This window comes from Arthrobacter sp. UNC362MFTsu5.1 (assembly GCF_000685965.1).
GTDB lineage: Bacteria > Actinomycetota > Actinomycetes > Actinomycetales > Micrococcaceae > Arthrobacter.
In genome coordinates, this window is the sequence record NZ_JMLE01000003.1 from 99,245 (window position 1) to 116,719 (window position 17,475).

Consider the following 17,475-nt stretch of genomic DNA (forward strand, 5'->3'; position numbering starts at 1 on the left):
ATCCAGGGATGCCTGATCCAATCGGAACCAGCCCCGAACACGAAAATTTAGCCCGCCAGCTGTCCACTCCGCCCTGCGGATGGCAGCCGGGCATCACCCCCGAAAGGACATCATGGAACTGCTCTGGGAAATTGCCGGCTGGGCAGGCGCTGTCGCCATCCTCAGTGCGTACCTGGCTGTGTCCATGGGGTGGCTGAAGGCCGGAAAGGGCTTCCAGATCGCGAATCTCCTCGGTTCCTGCGCCTTCATCGTCAACGGCGCCTTCCACGAGGCATGGCCGTCGGTGGTCACGAACATCGCCTGGTTCCTCATTTCCGCAGTGGCCCTTCTTCGCATGCGGTCCACGCAGGCGGCGCCGGTCCCAGCCGTCGAGGTCCCGCACGTGCAGTTTCCCGGCGTTCCCGAAACCGGCCAGATGGCCATCGTCGAAGCACCCAGGGCACCCAGCTTCACTTAGGCCGAAACTCAAGCGGACGACTGTTGAGCGGACGACGGCGGGAGGTCCCGCCGTCGTCCGCTGCGTTTCGCGGGCGGTAACAATTGGTCAACTGGTTGGCGGATTGCGGCGAGGTTGTCTGATAATCAAGGTAAGGCTTGGGCCGCGTGTGCCGGTCCTTCCGCCTGAAGAATCCGCTCGCCTCGGAGCCGCTGGTCCTCGCTCGCAGGCAACACCTTCAAATAATTCAGGGATATACCTCTATGGACAGTTCAGGTTTCATGGCACTTTTCCTTGCCGGGACAGACGACACCGCCACGAGCGCGCTCCCGAATGCCCCGCGGGTGCACCGGAAAACCAAACTTGAGTTGTCGCGGTGGTCCGCCATGCGGGGCCGGATCGCCAGCCTGCTCCACCGGCTTGCGTGGGCCATTGAACCGGATACGCACCGCATCCACTGACCGCCGCGTTCCCGCCGTGCCGTGACGGTTCAGCCGGGGACTACCGGCCGCTAGCCGAGGCTGCCTGACCGGGCTTGTGGCCGGGATCCGCCTGGGCCAATGTCCCGCGGAGGCGAAGTTCTCCAGGGATCCGGTGGACAGAGGCTGCCGGGTGGTTGCCGTTGATCAGGTCCAACAGGATTTCGGCCGCTCTCGCTCCCATTTCGGCCAGCGGCGGAGCGAAGGTGGTGATGCCGGGTCCCCAGATTTCGAACCAGTCCGGATCGCCGTACCCCGCCAGGGCCAGGTCCCCGGGGATGCTGATGCCGGCTTCCCGCGCGGTCCGGAGGACGCCCAACACGAGCCGGCTGCTCAGGGGAAGGACGGCCTGTGGCGGATCATCCAGCAAGGAGCGCATTGCGCGGGCGCCGCCGTCGGCTGAGAAATCGGAGAACACCACACGGAAGCGTTTGCCGGTTGCCGCGTTTTCGTCGAATCCCGCACTTAGGGCGGCGGCCTTGAAACCGGCGAGCCTGTCGCGGCTGGTGCTGTACACCTCGGGCCCGACAATCGCGGCGATGTCGGTGTAGCCGGCGCCGATGGCCAATTCGGTGAGTTCGCTGACGCCGGCGGGGTCGTCGCTGACTACGGCCGGGACGTTCCGTCCGCTGTATCGGTTGAGTTCAACGATGGGGACCGGCAGGGGATTTGCCGGTGGCGGCCCGACAGGTACGTGGACGATGCCGTCGACCCGCCGGGCGGCCATTTCCCGAAGTGCTTCATGGTCGCGGTCCGGGTGGTTCCCCGTGGTGGCGACGAAGAGGTGGTGGCCCGCGGTCCGGAGCACGTCCTGGAGGACTTCGGCGCTGGACGTGTAGAACTCGTTGGTCATGTCGGGAACGATGAGGCCAACGGTGCGAGTCCGGCCTTCCCGCAGTGCGCGGGCAGTGGCGTCGCCGGTGTAGCCAAGCTGCCGTGCGGCTTCGAGGACGCGGGTGCGAGCGTCGCCGCCCACGGGTCCCTTCCCGCTGAGTGCCCGCGAAGCTGTGCCGTACCCGACCCCGGCGGCTCGTGCGACGTCCGTCAGTTTGACCATGGAGTCCATCTTATTGGCGGGGCCGGGTACGCAGTGACTACGGCAGTGACAGGCCTATGGCGCTGCCGATGCCGATCACGGTGAGCAGGATCAGCGGAATGGTGACCAGGTCTGCGACGACGCCGGTCTTGATCATGCGCAGCATCGGTACGTAGCCGGAACCGTACACGATCGCATTCGGGGGCGTAGAGACCGGGAGCATGGCGCCGGCGTTGCCGCCGAAGATGGCCGCCATGGCGGGGATGAGCGGATCGACGCCGATGGCCACGGCGATCGGGATAATGATGGGCACTACGATCCCGACGCTCGCTGTGTTGCTGGTGGTTTCGGAGATCACCATGCCAAGCACGACTGCCACGAGGCACAGCAGCAGGACGCTGTTGACTCCGGTGACGTCCGCGACGGCGGCGCCGATGGTTTCGGCCAGGCCGGTGGCTTTCATCATGGCACCGACGGTCAGTCCGACGCCCACCAGGATGACGGTTCCCCAGTCGATTTTTGCGGCTTCGCTCCATTCCAGCGTCGGGGTCTTCTTCTGGGTGGGGATCAGGAACAGGAGTCCCGCCAGCAGGACGACGACGGATCCCTCGTTCAGGTGCGAGGCGATGGTGGAGATAACCGGATCCGTGATGTTGAGGGTGGTGACAAGGGCCGGGAAGGTCCACAGGAGCACGGTCAGGGCGAAGACCAGGGCAACGATCTTCTCGCCGCGGGTCATGGGGCCGAGTTCGGCGTATTGGCGGCGGAAGGATGCCGTCCCGTTCGGGATGTGGTGGGTTTCGGGCTTGTTCATGAACACCAGGGCGATGAACATGAGTGTCCCCAGGCCCAGGACGTACGGGCCGGAGATGGACACCCAGTCGAAGAGGGGGATCTTGTATCCGGTCATCTGCTCCACGGTCCCGCGCCCGATGACGTTGGCGATGCCTGTGACCGGGGTGAGGACGGAGCCGACGCCGGCGCCGTAGGCGATGGCCAGCATCAGCATGCAGGAGAACCGCGTCTGGTAGCTCTTGCGGCCGCTGGCCGGGTCATGGATAAGGTCACCGACCGTGCGGACGACGCCGATGCCGATCGGGAGGAGCATGGCGGCGGTCGCGGAGGCCGAAACCAGCATGGCGAGCAGGGTTGCCACGATCATGAAAGCCAGCGCGGTCAGGTGGGTGCTGTCACCGACTTTGGGAAGTGACAGGACACGGAGGGCGAATCTGCGGTCGAGGCCGTGAACGGTCATGGCGCGGGCCAGGATGAAGGCCCCGATGACCAGGAAGACCGTGGGTGAGCCGAACGCGGAGTAGACAGCCGAGGGGGTTCCGACGCCGAGGATCACCAGCAGGGCGATGCCGATCAGGGCTGTGGCGGGGATCGGGATGGTCTCCGTGACCCAGAAGAGGACGATGAAGCTGAGCACGCCGAGCATGGCACGCTGTTCCCACGGCAGTCCCTGCGGCAGGAACATGGCCAGGGCCATCAGCGGAACGACTGCCCAGAGGCCGGCGCGTGCACGGAGGTAGTCGAACCGGCTGGCTTCACCGACGTCGTTGTGGGTAGTTACCTCTGTTGCGCTCATGCGGGGTCTCCTTCGACTCCGTTGGCGGCTACCGCCAGGTCAGCGATGGGAGGGCACGTGGCGGGCAGCGGCGTGCTGGAGTGCCAGATGCTGACTGCAGTCTTGCAGATGGATTCGGCCTCGCCCAGATAGTCGCGGGCCTGAACCAGGGATTCGGGCAGCAGCGCGGACATCCCCTGTTCAGCAGCCACTGACCGGAGTGCGTCGGCGAGCACGGTACCGGATTCGCGGGCGCGTGTCGACGCCGCGTACAGCAGGTCGTGGGCCTTTTCCCGCCCCACCTGCTCGGCGAGCTGGATCATCTGCGCCTCGGCAAGGACCAGGCCGCCGTCGAGTTCCATGTTGCGGCGCATCCGCTCCGCATCCACGCGCATGCCGTCAACGATGACCAGGGTCTCCCGCAGGGCACTGCCGGCAAGCGAGGCCAGCTGGGGGATGACCTGCCATTCGATCTGCCACTCGCCGGCGCTCCGTTCGTGGCCTGCTTCCTGGATGCGGGCCAGCGAGGAAGCAAGCGCCCCGGCGGTTCCGGACAGGCCGATGATCAGTTCGGAGGAGATCGGGTTGACCTTCTGCGGCATCGTGGACGACGCGCCCCGGTGCGGGGAATAGGGCTCGAACACTTCCGCGATCTCGGTGCGGGACAAGTCCACGATGTTGCGGGCAAATTTGGCGCACGAGGCGGTGATCGTCACGCACAACCAGCCGAACTCGGCCAGGCTGTCGCGTTCGACGTGCCAGGGCACCTCGGTGTCTTCCAAGCCCAGGATCTCGGACACCCGCGTGCGCAGGGCAGCCGACTGCTGCCCATACGCGGCTGAGGTTCCGCCGGCGCCGAACATCGAGATGACGGCGATGCGGGGGAGTGCCTGGGCGAGACGCTCCCGCTGACGGGTGAACTGGTTCAGCATGGTGGCCAGCGTGGCGCCAAAGGTGGTGGGTACGGCCTGCTGGGCGTGGGTCCGGCCGGCCATGAGGGTCGCACTGTGGGTGAGGACCTGCTCGGCAAGGCGGTCGCCCAGGCGTTCCAGGTCGTCGTCCAGGAGCTTCAGGGAACGCTGGAGCTGCAGGGCCAGGCCGGTATCCATGATGTCCTGCGTGGTTGCCCCGTAGTGCACGCGGCCGTTGGCGCCTTCCGGGAGGGCTGCCGCTATCTCGCGGACGACGCCGAGGATCGGGTAGCCCACGTTCCGGGCCGAGGACCACAGCCGCTCGAGGTCGATGTTCGCGGGGACGGCAGCCTTGGCGATCGCCTGCGCGTCCTCCTGCGAGATGATGCCCAGCTCGGCCTGGGCCAGCGCGAGGGCCCGCTCGGCGGCCAGCCAGGACTCAACGGCTTCCGCCGGAGAAAAGAGCTCAGCCTGTCGGGAATCTCCGACCAGGTGCATGAGCAGGGAGAAAGGGGTAGAGGTCAACGTTGGCCTGCCTTCAGTTGCGTCGTTGCAGTGGATTCGAATCCACTCTGCGATAGTTGTTATCGCCTTGCGGGAAGTGGATTCGAATCCATTAGAGCTGGTGCTGCCGATGTTGTCAAGATCACAATCAAAGGTGCAGGGGTTTGCCGGGCGGAATCTGAACTATATTCGGACAAGGAAACGACCCGGTCGCATTTGCAGGATCAAGGGAGGCGGATCTCTGAATGGCGGGAATGCCACCAGCCACGCTTGACGTGAGTGACACCGCCGTCCAACGCCTCGTCCTGGAGCAGCGGCCCGATCTCGGTGATCGCCCTTTGGTGCGGATTGAGAACGGCTGGGACAACGCGACCTTCCGGCTCGGCGACGACCTGGCCGTCCGGCTGCCGCGCCGGGCCGAGGCCGTTCCGCTGATACTGCACGAGCAGCGCTACCTTCCGGACATCGCCCGCCGCTCCCCGGTTGCGGTTCCTGTCCCCGTCCATGCCGGCCGGCCGACGTCGGACTTTCCCTGGCCGTGGAGCATCGTGCGGTGGGTGCCCGGAGACGCCGCGGCGGACGTCGGCCCGGCAGATCGCGGCCGGGCAGCTGAAGGCTTGGCCGATTTCCTCCTGTCCCTGCACGTGCCCGCCGAATCCGGCGTCCCGGTGAATCCTTTCCGCGGTGTGCCGCTGACGGACCGTGAGTCAGCGGTGGTGGAACGGCTCAGGGACCGCGAACGTTACCCGCAGGCAGCAGCGCTGGGTGCGGTGTGGGCGGAGGCCAGTGCCGCTAGAGCCTGGGCTGGTCCGGCGATGATGCTCCACGGCGACCTTCACCCGGGCAATATCCTGCTGGCGGACGGCGGCTCGCTGGCCGGCGTCATCGATTTCGGCGACGTCGGGGCAGGGGATCCGGCTGTTGACCTCGCAGTGGCGTGGCTGATGTTCGACGCCGGCGCCCGCCGCCGCTTCATGGGCGCCTTTGGCCCCGCAGCCGGCGGGGACACCTGGATGAGGGCACTCGGCTGGGCGCTGGTCCTGTCCACGGCCATGCTCAGCAACTCCGACGACAATCCGCGGATGTTTGCCGTGGGAGAGTTCGGGATCAGCCAGATCCTGGAAGCCTGACTTTGCACCCCTGATGCCGGCCCTTAAATGTCGGTGCCCGCTGACATGCTGTGGGTATGGAAAGCACAGCTGTTGCGGCGACGTTGGAGGCCATGGCGGCCTCCTTTGTTGCGCTGGCTGCCTGTGCCGGTCGCGTGGACGGAAACGCTGCCGGGAACGTGGCCCCGGCCGGGGCTGACCCGCTCCAGGACGAGGCGGACGCGTGCCTGGACGGCCTGGCTGAGGTGGGTGGCCTGGAGGCCATGATGGCCGCGCTGAAGGTGCATTTTGCCGCCGGATACGTCCACGCTGCCGCGGCCTTGGCGGCCCCGGCCGGTTCCCCGCAGGAGTGCACCGCCCGGGAAATGGCGGTGACAGCAGAGGTGGCCTGTGTCCTGACGGTGAGTGAACGGTCGGCCGCCGCGCTCCTGGCGGATTCAGCCACCCTGACCGAGGGCTTGCCGCTGACGCTCGCTGCGCTGGGGGCAGGGACCATTTCATGGCAGCACGCGCGGGTGATGTGCGATGAAACATCCGGCCTGGACCCCGCCGCCGCTGCTGCCCTCGAGGCTCACTTCCTGGACCCCGCAGCCCCGTTTGCTGCGCGTGGCTGCCCGGCCGGTGAGCTGGTGCCGGGCAGGTTCCGGGCCAAGGCGCGCAGCTGGCGTGAACGGCACCATCCTGTGAGCATCGAAGCCCGCCACCGCAAGGGTGCGAAGGAGCGCCGGCTGGAACTTGTCCCGGACCGGGACGGCATGGCCTGGCTCTCCGCCTACGTGGCCGCCGATGTGGCGGCGGGTGTCTGGTCCCGTGCCACGGACGCGGCGCGCGCCCTGCAGGGCCCGGCCGAAGCCCGGACCCTGACCCAGCTCCGTGCCGACGTCGCCACATCCTGGCTGCTAGCAGGGATAGCGGAAGGAACCCCGTCCCCGCGGGCGCAGGTCCTGGTCACCGTTCCGGTGTTCTCGCTTCTCGGGGTAGCGACCGAACCGGCCACCCTGGACGGGTATGGTCCCATACCTGCCAGCATGGCCCGCCGGCTTGTCGCGGACGGCGCCACATCGTTGATGCGCGTCCTGACAGACCCGCGCAGCGGAGCGCCGCTGGAAATAGGGCGCACCAGCTACCCGGTTCCGAAAGCGATGCGCCAGTGGTTGCGGCTTCGGGATGGCCGCTGTCCTTTCCCCGGCTGCAACAACCACTCACTGGACAACGAAGCGGACCACCTCCTGGCGTGGTCGGACGGAGGCGGCACCGGAATCTCAAACCTTGGCCAGCCATGCCGCAAACACCACCGCCTGAAACACAGCTCACGCTGGAAACCCGTTGGCGCCACCAAGGATCAGCGGCCCGGCTGGATCTCACCTTCGGGACGCGCATATCCCAGCGAACAACAGGACTGGGAACCACCACACTGGCCCGACCACCCCGGCATCGCGGGCGAAGATGGCGAAGATCCGGAGTGGGAACCGCCCACAGGGCCGGACGGACTTGCCGGTGCCGCCGGTCCCGGCGAGACGGGGCCACCATTACCGGTGGATCCCTTCCCTGACTGGGAGCTATTCATCGCGGCCTAGGATCGATGCCTGTCCTGCCTGCCCCGGCCGCCTCGACTGCGGCGGCCACCCAAGGCGCCGCCGCGCCTGGCTGCGTTCCCGATCCGGGGCGGTCCGCCTAGGACTCGACGAGAACCAGGATTGTTTCCGGACGGACGCCGTCGAATTTCATTGCGTCGGCTGTCGTTTCGGACTCCATGATTCGCTGGAATGTTTCCATGTCCGGGACCTGGACGATCAGGCCCACACGCTGGCTCTTCGCCGGGTCGCTGAACGTTCGAACCGTGATGCCCAGCGGCCCGAATACTTCTTCTCGCTTTGGTGAGCTGAGCCAGTGCTCAACATCGTCGACCTCGTGGAAGACCAATAGAGTTGGCATCGTTGCCTCCGCTTTCTGGGTTTGTGCCAGGAGCCGGGCTGGATAGGGGCCGCATGGGACATCCTGATCATCGTGAACGTACCACGGCGTCGAATGCGGCGGTAGCAATTCCTCATTGTGGTGGCTGCCCAACAGGGCCACCATGATGCTATGGATGCTGAAACACCAAAAGCGGTGGAACTGAGCCTTCCCCAGGCCTTCCTGCTTCTAGCTACAAACGACAAAGACGGCAAACCTGAAGTGCCCGTGTTCGCGCTCAGAACCACTACGGCAGGGGCAATATTGGCCGAGCTGGCCCTGCTCGGTGCGATCGAACTGCAGGGGAAGCACATCAGGGCTACAGACGCCGCCCCCAGGACGGACTTCCTGCAGGAGCTGGAACTCATCCGCGGCAAGTCCCGGCCCCACACTCCCAAGGCGTGGGTCGCCATACTGGAGGGCCGGGCCGAAGTGCGGCGCATCTATGAGGGGATGGCGTCGCGGGGCATCGTGGAACATGTCGGCGAAAAGCATCTGGGCCGCTTCCGGGCCGTGCGGTACCCCGAGAAGGACCACGCACCGGAGGAAGCGCTGCTGAAAAAGATCCAGGCCACCCTCACCGGTGCATTGTCCGACCCCGAGGCGTCTGCGTCCAAAGTGACCGACGCTGAAGCCGAAGCGGTTGATACCGCGGCATCGGACTCGGCGGCAGGGGACTCGGGCACCGCCCAGGCCAAGGCGCCCGGTGCCGCGGAACCCGCTCCTGCGAAGCCTGGTGCCCAGGCGCCCGATGCCAGGATCACAGCACTGATCGCACTGCTTCAGGCGGCCGGACTGTTCGGGAAGCTCTTCCCGGAGGCTGACGGAAGCCGGGCAAACGAGCTGGCGAGGAGCTATTGGCCGTCCCGTGCGGTGGAGGACGAACTTCGCCTGATCAGGTTGGCGGAGGAAGAGGCTGCAACCTTGTGATGCCGGGAACGGCTCCGACGGTTGACGTTCGACGGCGGGAGGTCCCGCCGTCGAACGCTAGAACGTTGCTTGTTCGTGCTCTGGCCCCTACCCGCCGGATCAGATGAGGCCGAGCTCCGCGAAGGCCGCAACGAGCCCTTCCTGCCGGGGAGGAGCGGCCGTCAGGTCGGCGAGTGCCACCAGCTCCGGGAGCGATCCTTCGATGGCGATGCCGATTCCTGCGAAGGCGATCATCTCCAGATCGTTCGCGCCGTCGCCGGCCGCAATCGTGTCTTCGCGGGCGATGCCCAGATGGGCAATGACGGCCGCGACGCCGTCGGCCTTGCTGATCCCGCGCTGGTACAGTTCCCCCGCGTGCCGGCCCTCGTCAGCCACCGAATTCGCGACCACGGCAATGGCCCCGCCAATTTCCCCGACCAGGTCCTCCATGGCCACGGGGGAGTCAAACACGGACACCTTGGAGAACTGCACGTCGGCCCCATTCGAGGTGGGGCGCACCGCGCGGAGGATGTCGGACGACCCTACCGGGCCTCCGGGTGCCTGCTCGAAATGGGCGTCAAGAATCACCCGCAACCGCTCCAGCGCAGCGGGTGGCACGTGCAGCGCCTCCTGGGCTTCCAGGATGTAGACGGCGTCGTGCGCGTCGAGCGCCCGGACCGTCCTGGCCGCAAGGTTGGCCGGGAACCGCCGGTCCATCAGCACCGTCCCGGCCACCTCGGCGTAGGCGCCGGCACTGGCCACGAGGCCGTCGAAACCCGCGGCGAGAATGCTTTTGGGCAACATTGAGACCGGGCGTCCGGTGCATAGGAAGACCCGGTGTCCTGCCTTCCGCGCGGCCTGGACCGCGCGCATGTGGCCCTCGGGGACGACGCCGTAGTCCGCGTAGGTGCCGTCCACGTCAAGGAAGACGGCCCGGACAGTTCCAGCGGTACTCGGCGTTGTGCTCATGATCCCGGATCATACCCATGCGCAACATCCCGAGCTAACCGGCGCCCGGCTGCCGCAGCGACTCAGTCCAACTATTCCGCGCTCGACGCCGCAGGGGAGCGGTACGAAACTGAAACGGTCGACGGCGGGACTTCCCGCCGTCGACTGCCGCTTCCTGCTCTGGGGTTCAGGGCATTTGATCTAAACGGAGCCTACAAACGGTCCGGATAACCGCCAGGCCACTTCTTCCAGGGCGTCGGCACGGCCGCGATGGCGGTCAGGAGGAGATCCAGGTCGGAGGCGGCGGCACTCACAGGTAGCTCTTGACGCTCGCGCGCAGGGCCTCTGTGTGCTCATAGATCTCTTCCAGCGAGCCGATGGGCACCCGAGTCTCTTCCTTGTTGTCGTCGAAGATTCCGATGTACTTCTGGGTGCGGTTGAAGTGCAAGCGCGCGATTGGCTTGCGGTTGTTGTCGTCTAGCAGCACCGCAAAATACGACTTGGCGTCCCTCTGTACTACGCGAGCCGGCTTCACTTCGCTGCAGACGATGGCCCGGACAATCTGGTAACCCTCGATTTCCTCGAGCGTCGTTTCCAGCCCGTCCGCCTCGGCCAGGTCTGCTTCGGCCACAGGTGCACTGGTTACACTGGCGGCGGCGGCAGGGTCGTCATTCTGGGGGAAGCCCGGGGCGCCGAGGGCTTTCTTCAGACGCTCGTTCACTTGGTCGTTCAGGAACTGCTTGGACGCTTTAGCTACCAAAGCGGTGAACTGCTCACGCACTTTCTGCGTATAAGGGCCCGGATATACGCGGCCCGTGAGGAACTTGACCCATTCGTCTTCCGGTTCCTTAAACTGTGCCGCGAGTGTCCTTTTGAGTTCGCCGATGTATTTCAGTTCGCCAGCGGCGCTGATGATCGAATCGAGATCAAAGATGTCTTTGGATAGTTTCTGAAGTTCCGGAATGAGCGACTCGTCGATATCGTTCAAATCGAGTACCAGGAACGGCTTGGCGTCCATGCGGTTCGGCGCATCGAGGTCAGTGAAGAACTGGTATACCTCGCCGTTAGTGAGGATTGCGATCCTGGCGTTAGTGACGGCAAAGTACCGGAACAGCTGCGATGCGTGTTCGATCTTGACCGGCTCCGTGGACTTCTTGCACTCGATCAGGATCTGCACTTCGCCGTCTTTGACGATCGCGTAGTCGATCTTTTCGCCCTTCTTAAGTCCGACATCCGCGATGAACTCCGGAACGACTTCCATGGGATTGAAGACGTCGTAGCCAAGAATTGTGGAAATGAAGGGCATCACAAAGGCATTCTTTGTTGCTTCTTCCGTTTGGATCACACCCCGCTGCTGGCGCACCTTTGCTGCCAACGCTGAAAGCTTTTCTGCAAACTCCAATTGTCCCCCTAAGAAATGATGGTGGTGCAACGGTAGCGCAGCGCCGCGACAATTTGAGGAAGTCGCGGAATCTAGATGTCCCTAGTCCTGAATCACTCCTGATTGGCGGCCTCGATGTCTGCCTCGAGCAAGGAAAGCTGGTTGGGTTCCAGCGTCACGGGGGGCACACGCAGAATTTTATTCCTGAAGGGCCGATATTGATTTCCACCACGGGGCCAGTCTTTGTTTGACCGAAATCAGGTGACTGTGAGCCGGACGGGTTCGAGTCCCGCGGCGCGCAGGATGGGCAGTGCGCGCGTGATCCCCGACGCGGTTCCGCCGTTTGGGTGGTTGGCGTGCGCGATGATGACGTCGCCAGGTTTCGCGGCGGACACCTCGCGGAGAACTACGGGCATGGGGTAGGTGGCGCCGCCGTCGCCGTTGATGCTGAAGGACACCGGGACCAGGCCGAGTTCCCGGACAATGGCCACGGCAACATCGTCGAAGTAGGCGGTGCCGGGCCGGAAATACCGGGGAGCGGTGCCGGTGAGGCGGTGCAGGGCCTCCTGGTTGAGCATTATCTCGTCGTAAACTTCCGCCGGGCTGGACGTGCCAGGAACTCCGTATGCGGCGCGTCCGGAAACAGACAGTGGAACATGCCGCGTGCCGTGGTTTCCGATTTCGAACAGCGGATCTTCTGCCAACGACTTCGCGGTTCCAGGGTTGGCTTGGATCCATCGGGAGTTGAGGAAGAACGTTGCCGGTGTCCGGGTGTGCCTGAGCACATCAATGAGGGCCTGGTCCACGCCGTTTCCGCCGGGTCCTCCGCAGCAGTCAAACGTCAGGGCCACGCCTTGGGCACCGGCGGCGAGCCTCGTCGCCGTTCCGGGGAGTTGGAGCCCCCAGGAGTTCGGCGGCCGGCCCGCGAACGAGGAAACAATACTGTCTCTTCCCGGAGGCACGGGGGCGGGCGCCTGGGCTGCCGCAGTAACAACGGGAGTAGGCGGAGCCGCCACAGCGTTGGCTGCCACCTCGTCGGCTGTTCCGGCCTCGGGGGTGTTGGCAGCGCAGCCCGCAAGCGAAATGGCAGCCGCCGTCAGCAGGAACGCGCGACGGCTGGTCAGAAATTTGCGGTGGCGCGGGCCATCTGCAGGCATGCCGGGGTCCCTCTGTTCTTCCTGGCGGCGGGTGCCAGCAGCTTGGTGTTGGCACCCCGAACCATAACAGCCGATAACGAACAACGAGGAAGCGCCGCTTAACACAAACGGACGACGGCGGGAAGTCCCGCCGTCGGCCGTTGTGCGTGGAGCCCAAAGGCCCGTCAGCCCGCAATCCCGCCCACTCTCAACAGACAGCGCTTTCATGAAGATTCCTTCATGATCTCTTCATGTGCGCCTCATGGTTCTCGGCCAAGCTGAAGAAACGAAGCGGCTGGCGCCGGAAAAGCCTAAGTGGGAACACAGGGGGTGGGCATGGAAGGACAAAGCCCGTCCGCGGACCGTCCCTGGCAGGTCCGCCGGGCGCCATTGAACCCTGCCCCGACGGTGTCCGCCGGCATCCCGGCACAACGGCCGCAGCGGATCCTTTTTGCCAGCGCGGAAGCGTACCCGTTCGTGAAGGTGGGCGGGCTGGCCGACGTCAGCATTGCGCTGCCGAAGAGGCTGGCTGAACTGGGCTTCGACGTCCGCCTGGTGATTCCGGCGTACCGGGGGATCGGCGGAACGCCTGTACTGACGTTCGACGTCCCGCTCGGTCCGGTGGCCGAGCGTGTGGTGGTGCGGCGGCTGCCGCCGCTCCGTGGAGTGGAGGTCTTCACCATCGGCCTGCCCGGATGGTTCGACCGGGAGGTCCCCTACAGCTACCAGGACGACGACGTCATGCCGTTCGTCCTGTTCTCCAAGGCAATCGCAACTCTCGCGGCGCAGGACGCCTGGCGTCCCGACATCATCCACTGCAACGACTGGCACTGCGGGCTGGTTGCCCAGGAAGCCCGGCAGGGACCCCACCGGCCCGCCCTGGACCGCACCGGCATTATCTTCACGATCCACAACATCGCCTACCAGGGGCCGGTGGGGGCCGCCACCGACCAGCTGATCGGGCTGCCGCCGGCAGGAAGCCTGCTGGAGCGGGGCGTCACCTTCGCAGACCAGGTCAACACCGTCAGTCCCCGCTACATGCAGGAGATCCTCACCCCGGCGCAGGGCGCAGGCATGGACCAGCTGCTGCGCACCCGCGGAGACACCGCACGGGGCATCCTCAACGGCGTCGACTACGAGGAGTTCAGCCCCGAACGGGACCCCTGGATCGACACCCGCTACAACGGCTCGTTCGTCCTCGGCAAGCGCGCGAACAAGGAAGTCCTGCAGCGGATCAGCAACCTGGAGGACGCGCCGGACCGGCCGCTCTTCGGCATGGTGGCCCGGCTGGTGTCGCAGAAGGGCGTGGGCCTGCTGTCCTCGGCCCTGGACCAGTTCGTGGACCGCGGAGCCCAAGTGGTAGTGATGGGCGAGGGGGCGCCCCGGTATCAACGGGAGCTCCATGCCGCGGCGCGCCGGCTCTCGGGCCACGTGGCGTTCCACCCGACCTCGCAGGAATCCCTGGCCCGGCAGGTCTACGCGGGCTCGGACCTCTTCCTGGCGCCGTCCGTCTTTGAGCCCTGCGGGCTGACCCCGCTGATCGCCCTGCGCTACGGCACCATTCCGGTGGTCCGCCGGACCGGCGGGCTCGCGGACACCGTGAAGGACTACACCGAGGACCCTGCCACGGGGCTGGGTTTCGCCTTCGTCCAGCGCCGCGTCGCGTCGATGCTGTCCGCCGTCGACAACGCCATAGCCGTCTACCGCCGCAAGCCTGAGTGGCGGCGGCTGCAGACGCGGGCGATGGGGGCGGATTTTTCCTGGCAGGCGCCCGCAAATGAATACGTCGCCCTGTACGACGAGGCCGTGCGCTCGCGGCGCGGCGCCGCCGTCGTCGTCCCGGGCAGCGCCACTGTCGTCGGGAACGAAGGCGTCCCAAACGAAGGCGTCCCAAACGCCGTCCCGGGCGCCGCATCGACCAGGATCCCGCTGCCCCGGCAGCGGCCGCGGCCGGCACCGCTGCCCCTGGCGATCGTCCACCACGCCAACCAGTTCCTGGTCACCGACGGCTACCAGGACCGGGAAGGCCTGACCTCGCTGGTGAACGGGTACGCGGCGCTGCTGCGGCTGCACGAAAAATACCGCACGCCGGTCACGCTCCACCTGTCCGGGACTATGGTGGAAGCGGCCGCCTGGCACCACCCCTGGTTCCTCGCCGAGGTCCGCCGGCTGCGCGACGTCGGCCTTCTCTCGCTGGTGGGTGGAACCTACTCCGAAAACATCCTCACCGCCTTCGACCCGGAGTACAACCGGCGCCAGCTCAAGGAGCTGTTCTGGCTCTACCGGCAGCACCTGAAGTGTGCCCCGGAGGACCTCGAAATCTGCTGGATCCCCGAACGGGTATGGGACACCAGCCGCCTGGCCGGACTCCTGACCGATCCCACGCTGCCCAACGGCGGCTACCGGTACGTCCTCCTCGACGACAGGCTCCTGTATCCCACCGACGGCTCCCACGGGAGCAGTGACAGGGCCGACTTCGACGGCGCCGATCAGGACAGCCCTCCTCCGGCCGACGCGCTGCGCCCTTACTGCATCGACGGCGGCAGCGGCCTGCAGGTGGTGCCGATGTCCACCCGGCTGCGGTATTGGCTTCCGCCGGACGACCGGAGCCACTGGCGCAGCCTGTCCCGCACGGCCGAACTCCCCACGGCTCCCGGCGACGACACGATCCTTGTGTACGCGGACGACATGGAGAAGAGTGCGGGCGTGGGCCCGTGGCACCCCAGCGCCCTGGGACGCTACGAGGAATTCCTGCGCTGGCTGGCCACCCAGCCCAACCTCATCCCCGTTGACCTGCCGTCATGGCTCCGCCAGCGCCGGCGGACCCCCGGCGTCCGCGTCGTGGAGCGCGGCACCTTCGTGGAACTGGCCCAGGACTGGCACGCGGGAGAGGACTACAGCGGCTGGGACCAGGACACGGCCTGGGCGCCCTACCAGCAGCACCTCGCCCGGGCCCGCCGCGCCGTGGCGGGCGCTGAGAGCGCGGGCGCGGAACCCCGGCTGACCGCACTGGCCTGGAAACACCTGCTGGCCTCGGGATACGAGACTGCGTGGCACGACACGGACCAGCCGGAGCGGGAGCCGGCCGCCTGGGCCAAGGCGCTGGCAAGCCACGGGCGCGCCGCCGGCGTGCTGGCTGCCGCGGCCCGGTGGTTCGGCAACCCTGCCCGCGCGCTCGGAGCGGAACTGGTGGACCTCGACGAGGACGGCGCGGAGGAACTGGTCCTCAGGAGCGAGCACCTGTTCGCGGTGCTGTCCCCGGAGTGCGGCGGCCGCCTGGTCTACCTGGCATGCCGGGGCCCGGACGGCGGCATGCTGGTGATCGGGAACCCGACCGACGACTGGAACAAGCAACAGGAGATGAACAGCTACATGGACGTCCCGGCCAACCACCCCGGTGCGCTCGCCGACGTCGGGGGTGTCCACGACCGCCATGAGGTGACCATCCACGCAGGCGACGGAGCGGTCCAGGTGGAGCTGACCAACGTGCAGCAGGACAGCCCGCTGCACGGGCTCCGCAAACGGCTTCTCCTCGATGACGTGAGCCCCGCACTGCTGGTGGCCTACGAGCTCCCCGCGGCAGCGCCCGGGATCACCGTTGAGACCTGCCTGTCGCCGGACTACTACCGGCTGCTCCGCCACGGCACGGCAGAGCTGCAGCGTTGCGGAGGACGCAGCTGGCGGGGCGCCCGCAACCGCGGCGCGGAGGTGTGGGTCGCCCTCGCCAGCGACGAGGACACCGCCTGGCGGGACCCCTCCGGGCCGGAACCCGGACACGGCGTGCTCGTCCGCGTGCGCGCCGAGGCGCGGTCCTTCCACCTGCTCATCGGCGTGGGAGAGGTCGACGACGACACGGCGCAGCGGGCGATTGAGGCGGGGCGGGAACGGCTCCACGGCCTGGCTGCCCACACTTCGGCCGCGCACAACGCGGGCGCCCACAGCCTGGTTGCCCACGACCCGGTTGCCCACGATCCGGTTGCCCACGACCCGGCCGCCCGCGGGCTGACAACCCACGGCTTGGCTTCCCGCAACCTGGCCCGCAACCTGGCTGCCCACAAAACAGCGGGAGGCCCGCGATGATCACCCGTGCGGCCGCCGTCGCGGCCACGGCCTCCGATGCCCGCCGGGCCGAGCGGCTCGCCGTAGCCGAGTCTTTGCTTGTGTCGCCGCCACCACTGGATGCACTGGCCCCGGGCCGGGTCCAGGTGCTCACACGGTCGGTGGTTCACGCGTCCCGGAGCCGGCCGGTGGTCCGATGGACAGTCACCGTCGACTCCGGGACCGGCCCCTCGGCTCCGCTGGCCGTGATCGGAAAGAGCTACCGTGCGGGCGGCGGGGAGGAGGCCTGGCGGTTGCTGAGCAGCCTGCACCAGGCGGGCCTCGACGCCACCGAGCTCGGGGTTCCCGCACCGTACGGCTTCGACCCCGCCCGTCAGCTCCTCGCCCAGGAGGAAGCACCCGCCACCACCCTGCACTCGTTCCTGGACGGCGACCCGGGGCCCGCCGCGCCCCAGGCCGGGCGGGCCGGGCACTGGCTCGCACGCCTGCACGGCATCCGGGGCGTGCAGGTGCCAGATCTGGCGGAGGACTTCGAGCGGCTCAAGCTCGCGGAATACGGTACGGCGCTCGCCGGGCTCCTGCCGCAGCAGGCCGCCCGCCTGGACGAGCTCACGGCCGGGACCCTGGAGGGCCTGGCCGGCGCCGGCGGCACACGGGTGGTGACCCACGGGGACTTCCAGCCCAAGAACATCCACCTGGACCCGGACCGCTTCGTGGTCATCGACTTCGACCGGGCGGCGTGGGCCCCCGCCGCGCGGGACCTCGGACACTTCATCGGGCAGACCCTGACCATGGGTGCCGCCCGGCACGGGGACCTGGCAGCCGCCCTGCCCTGGGTGGGGGCGTTCCTGGACGCCTACTCGGACAGCAGTGGCGACGCCGGGGCCGTCCGTTCCGCACCCGCCTACGTGGCCCGCACCTTTGCCGAGGTGCTGTTCTACCGCCTGGTGGTCCGGCCGGTGGCGGACACCTCGTTCTTGCCGGACTGGCTCGACGCCTGGGAAGCGGCTGTGGAAGCCGCCGCAGCGGGAGGCTACCGGTGAG

The 17,475-nt window shown here is 67.0% G+C and carries 14 protein-coding genes; 7 read left to right on the forward strand and 7 right to left on the reverse strand.

The window, feature by feature from the left end; translation table 11 throughout:
• Positions 1-112 precede the first annotated feature (112 nt).
• Both BS38_RS24400 and BS38_RS0104735 read left to right on the forward strand, forming a co-directional pair.
• Positions 113-457 carry a CBU_0592 family membrane protein gene (locus tag BS38_RS24400; RefSeq protein WP_051628728.1) on the forward strand — a complete coding sequence of 115 codons (345 nt, stop codon included), beginning with the start codon at positions 113-115 and terminating at the stop codon, positions 455-457.
• 260 nt (positions 458-717) lie between these two features.
• Complete coding sequence (locus BS38_RS0104735) at positions 718-897, forward strand: hypothetical protein (protein WP_231511079.1); 180 nt, start codon at positions 718-720, stop codon at positions 895-897.
• 40 nt (positions 898-937) lie between these two features.
• On the opposite strand, the gene BS38_RS24405 is transcribed toward BS38_RS0104735, so the two are convergent.
• Genes BS38_RS24405 through BS38_RS0104750 form a run of 3 tightly spaced genes read right to left on the reverse strand, consistent with a single transcriptional unit; the run spans position 938 to position 4,957 of the window.
• Positions 938-1,972 carry a LacI family DNA-binding transcriptional regulator gene (locus tag BS38_RS24405; protein ID WP_051628729.1) on the reverse strand — a complete coding sequence of 345 codons (1,035 nt, stop codon included), beginning with the start codon at positions 1,970-1,972 and terminating at the stop codon, positions 938-940.
• Between the two features lie 37 nt (positions 1,973-2,009).
• Entirely contained in the window at positions 2,010-3,542 is a 1,533-nt protein-coding gene (locus tag BS38_RS0104745; protein WP_028269749.1) for an SLC13 family permease, read from the reverse strand.
• On the reverse strand, positions 3,539-4,957 hold the full coding sequence (locus BS38_RS0104750) for a class-II fumarase/aspartase family protein (protein WP_028269750.1): 1,419 nt from the start codon (positions 4,955-4,957) through the stop codon (positions 3,539-3,541). The genes BS38_RS0104745 and BS38_RS0104750 overlap by 4 nt, the downstream gene beginning before the upstream one ends.
• A gap of 224 nt (positions 4,958-5,181) precedes the next feature.
• Here BS38_RS0104750 and BS38_RS0104755 point away from each other — a divergent pair, with 224 nt between their 5' ends.
• Positions 5,182-6,066, forward strand: coding sequence for an aminoglycoside phosphotransferase family protein (locus BS38_RS0104755; RefSeq protein WP_028269751.1), 885 nt, complete (start codon positions 5,182-5,184; stop codon positions 6,064-6,066).
• 56 nt (positions 6,067-6,122) lie between these two features.
• Positions 6,123-7,622, forward strand: a complete 1,500-nt coding sequence (locus BS38_RS24410) for an HNH endonuclease signature motif containing protein (protein WP_231511080.1) — start codon at positions 6,123-6,125, stop codon at positions 7,620-7,622.
• A gap of 97 nt (positions 7,623-7,719) precedes the next feature.
• On the opposite strand, the gene BS38_RS0104765 is transcribed toward BS38_RS24410, so the two are convergent.
• On the reverse strand, positions 7,720-7,980 hold the full coding sequence (locus tag BS38_RS0104765) for a hypothetical protein (RefSeq protein ID WP_028269752.1): 261 nt from the start codon (positions 7,978-7,980) through the stop codon (positions 7,720-7,722).
• A gap of 150 nt (positions 7,981-8,130) precedes the next feature.
• On the opposite strand from BS38_RS0104765, the gene BS38_RS0104770 reads away from it, so the two are divergent.
• The gene (locus BS38_RS0104770; protein ID WP_028269753.1) at positions 8,131-8,928 is read left to right on the forward strand and encodes a GOLPH3/VPS74 family protein; all 798 of its coding nucleotides are present in this window, start codon (positions 8,131-8,133) and stop codon (positions 8,926-8,928) included.
• Positions 8,929-9,027: 99 nt separating this feature from the next.
• Here BS38_RS0104770 and BS38_RS0104775 read toward each other — a convergent pair whose 3' ends face one another.
• From BS38_RS0104775 to BS38_RS0104790, 3 genes are all read right to left on the reverse strand, one after another.
• Complete coding sequence (locus BS38_RS0104775; RefSeq protein ID WP_028269754.1) at positions 9,028-9,876, reverse strand: HAD-IIB family hydrolase; 849 nt, start codon at positions 9,874-9,876, stop codon at positions 9,028-9,030.
• Positions 9,877-10,165: 289 nt separating this feature from the next.
• Complete coding sequence (locus tag BS38_RS0104785; protein ID WP_028269755.1) at positions 10,166-11,257, reverse strand: type I restriction endonuclease; 1,092 nt, start codon at positions 11,255-11,257, stop codon at positions 10,166-10,168.
• 236 nt (positions 11,258-11,493) lie between these two features.
• The gene (locus BS38_RS0104790; protein WP_043437683.1) at positions 11,494-12,393 is read right to left on the reverse strand and encodes a polysaccharide deacetylase family protein; all 900 of its coding nucleotides are present in this window, start codon (positions 12,391-12,393) and stop codon (positions 11,494-11,496) included.
• A gap of 315 nt (positions 12,394-12,708) precedes the next feature.
• On the opposite strand from BS38_RS0104790, the gene BS38_RS26405 reads away from it, so the two are divergent.
• Together BS38_RS26405 and BS38_RS0104800 are read left to right on the forward strand one after the other, a co-directional pair.
• Complete coding sequence (locus tag BS38_RS26405; protein WP_081818814.1) at positions 12,709-16,452, forward strand: glycogen/starch synthase; 3,744 nt, start codon at positions 12,709-12,711, stop codon at positions 16,450-16,452.
• Complete coding sequence (locus BS38_RS0104800; protein WP_028269757.1) at positions 16,449-17,474, forward strand: phosphotransferase; 1,026 nt, start codon at positions 16,449-16,451, stop codon at positions 17,472-17,474. The genes BS38_RS26405 and BS38_RS0104800 overlap by 4 nt, the downstream gene beginning before the upstream one ends.
• Position 17,475 lies beyond the last annotated feature (1 nt).

What these genes read in the sequence shown, in the direction of transcription:
- BS38_RS0104735 (WP_231511079.1), top strand. Translation starts at nt 718, where the DNA reads ATGGCACTTTTCCTTGCCGGGACAGACGACACCGCCACGAGCGCGCTC.
- BS38_RS0104745 (WP_028269749.1), bottom strand. Translation starts at nt 3,542, where the DNA reads ATGAGCGCAACAGAGGTAACTACCCACAACGACGTCGGTGAAGCCAGC.
- BS38_RS0104755 (WP_028269751.1), top strand. Translation starts at nt 5,182, where the DNA reads ATGGCGGGAATGCCACCAGCCACGCTTGACGTGAGTGACACCGCCGTC.
- BS38_RS0104800 (WP_028269757.1), top strand. Translation starts at nt 16,449, where the DNA reads ATGATCACCCGTGCGGCCGCCGTCGCGGCCACGGCCTCCGATGCCCGC.
- BS38_RS24405 (WP_051628729.1), bottom strand. Translation starts at nt 1,972, where the DNA reads ATGGTCAAACTGACGGACGTCGCACGAGCCGCCGGGGTCGGGTACGGC.
- BS38_RS24400 (WP_051628728.1), top strand. Translation starts at nt 113, where the DNA reads ATGGAACTGCTCTGGGAAATTGCCGGCTGGGCAGGCGCTGTCGCCATC.
- BS38_RS0104770 (WP_028269753.1), top strand. Translation starts at nt 8,131, where the DNA reads ATGGATGCTGAAACACCAAAAGCGGTGGAACTGAGCCTTCCCCAGGCC.
- BS38_RS24410 (WP_231511080.1), top strand. Translation starts at nt 6,123, where the DNA reads ATGGAAAGCACAGCTGTTGCGGCGACGTTGGAGGCCATGGCGGCCTCC.
- BS38_RS0104790 (WP_043437683.1), bottom strand. Translation starts at nt 12,393, where the DNA reads ATGCCTGCAGATGGCCCGCGCCACCGCAAATTTCTGACCAGCCGTCGC.
- BS38_RS0104765 (WP_028269752.1), bottom strand. Translation starts at nt 7,980, where the DNA reads ATGCCAACTCTATTGGTCTTCCACGAGGTCGACGATGTTGAGCACTGG.
- BS38_RS26405 (WP_081818814.1), top strand. Translation starts at nt 12,709, where the DNA reads ATGGAAGGACAAAGCCCGTCCGCGGACCGTCCCTGGCAGGTCCGCCGG.
- BS38_RS0104775 (WP_028269754.1), bottom strand. Translation starts at nt 9,876, where the DNA reads ATGAGCACAACGCCGAGTACCGCTGGAACTGTCCGGGCCGTCTTCCTT.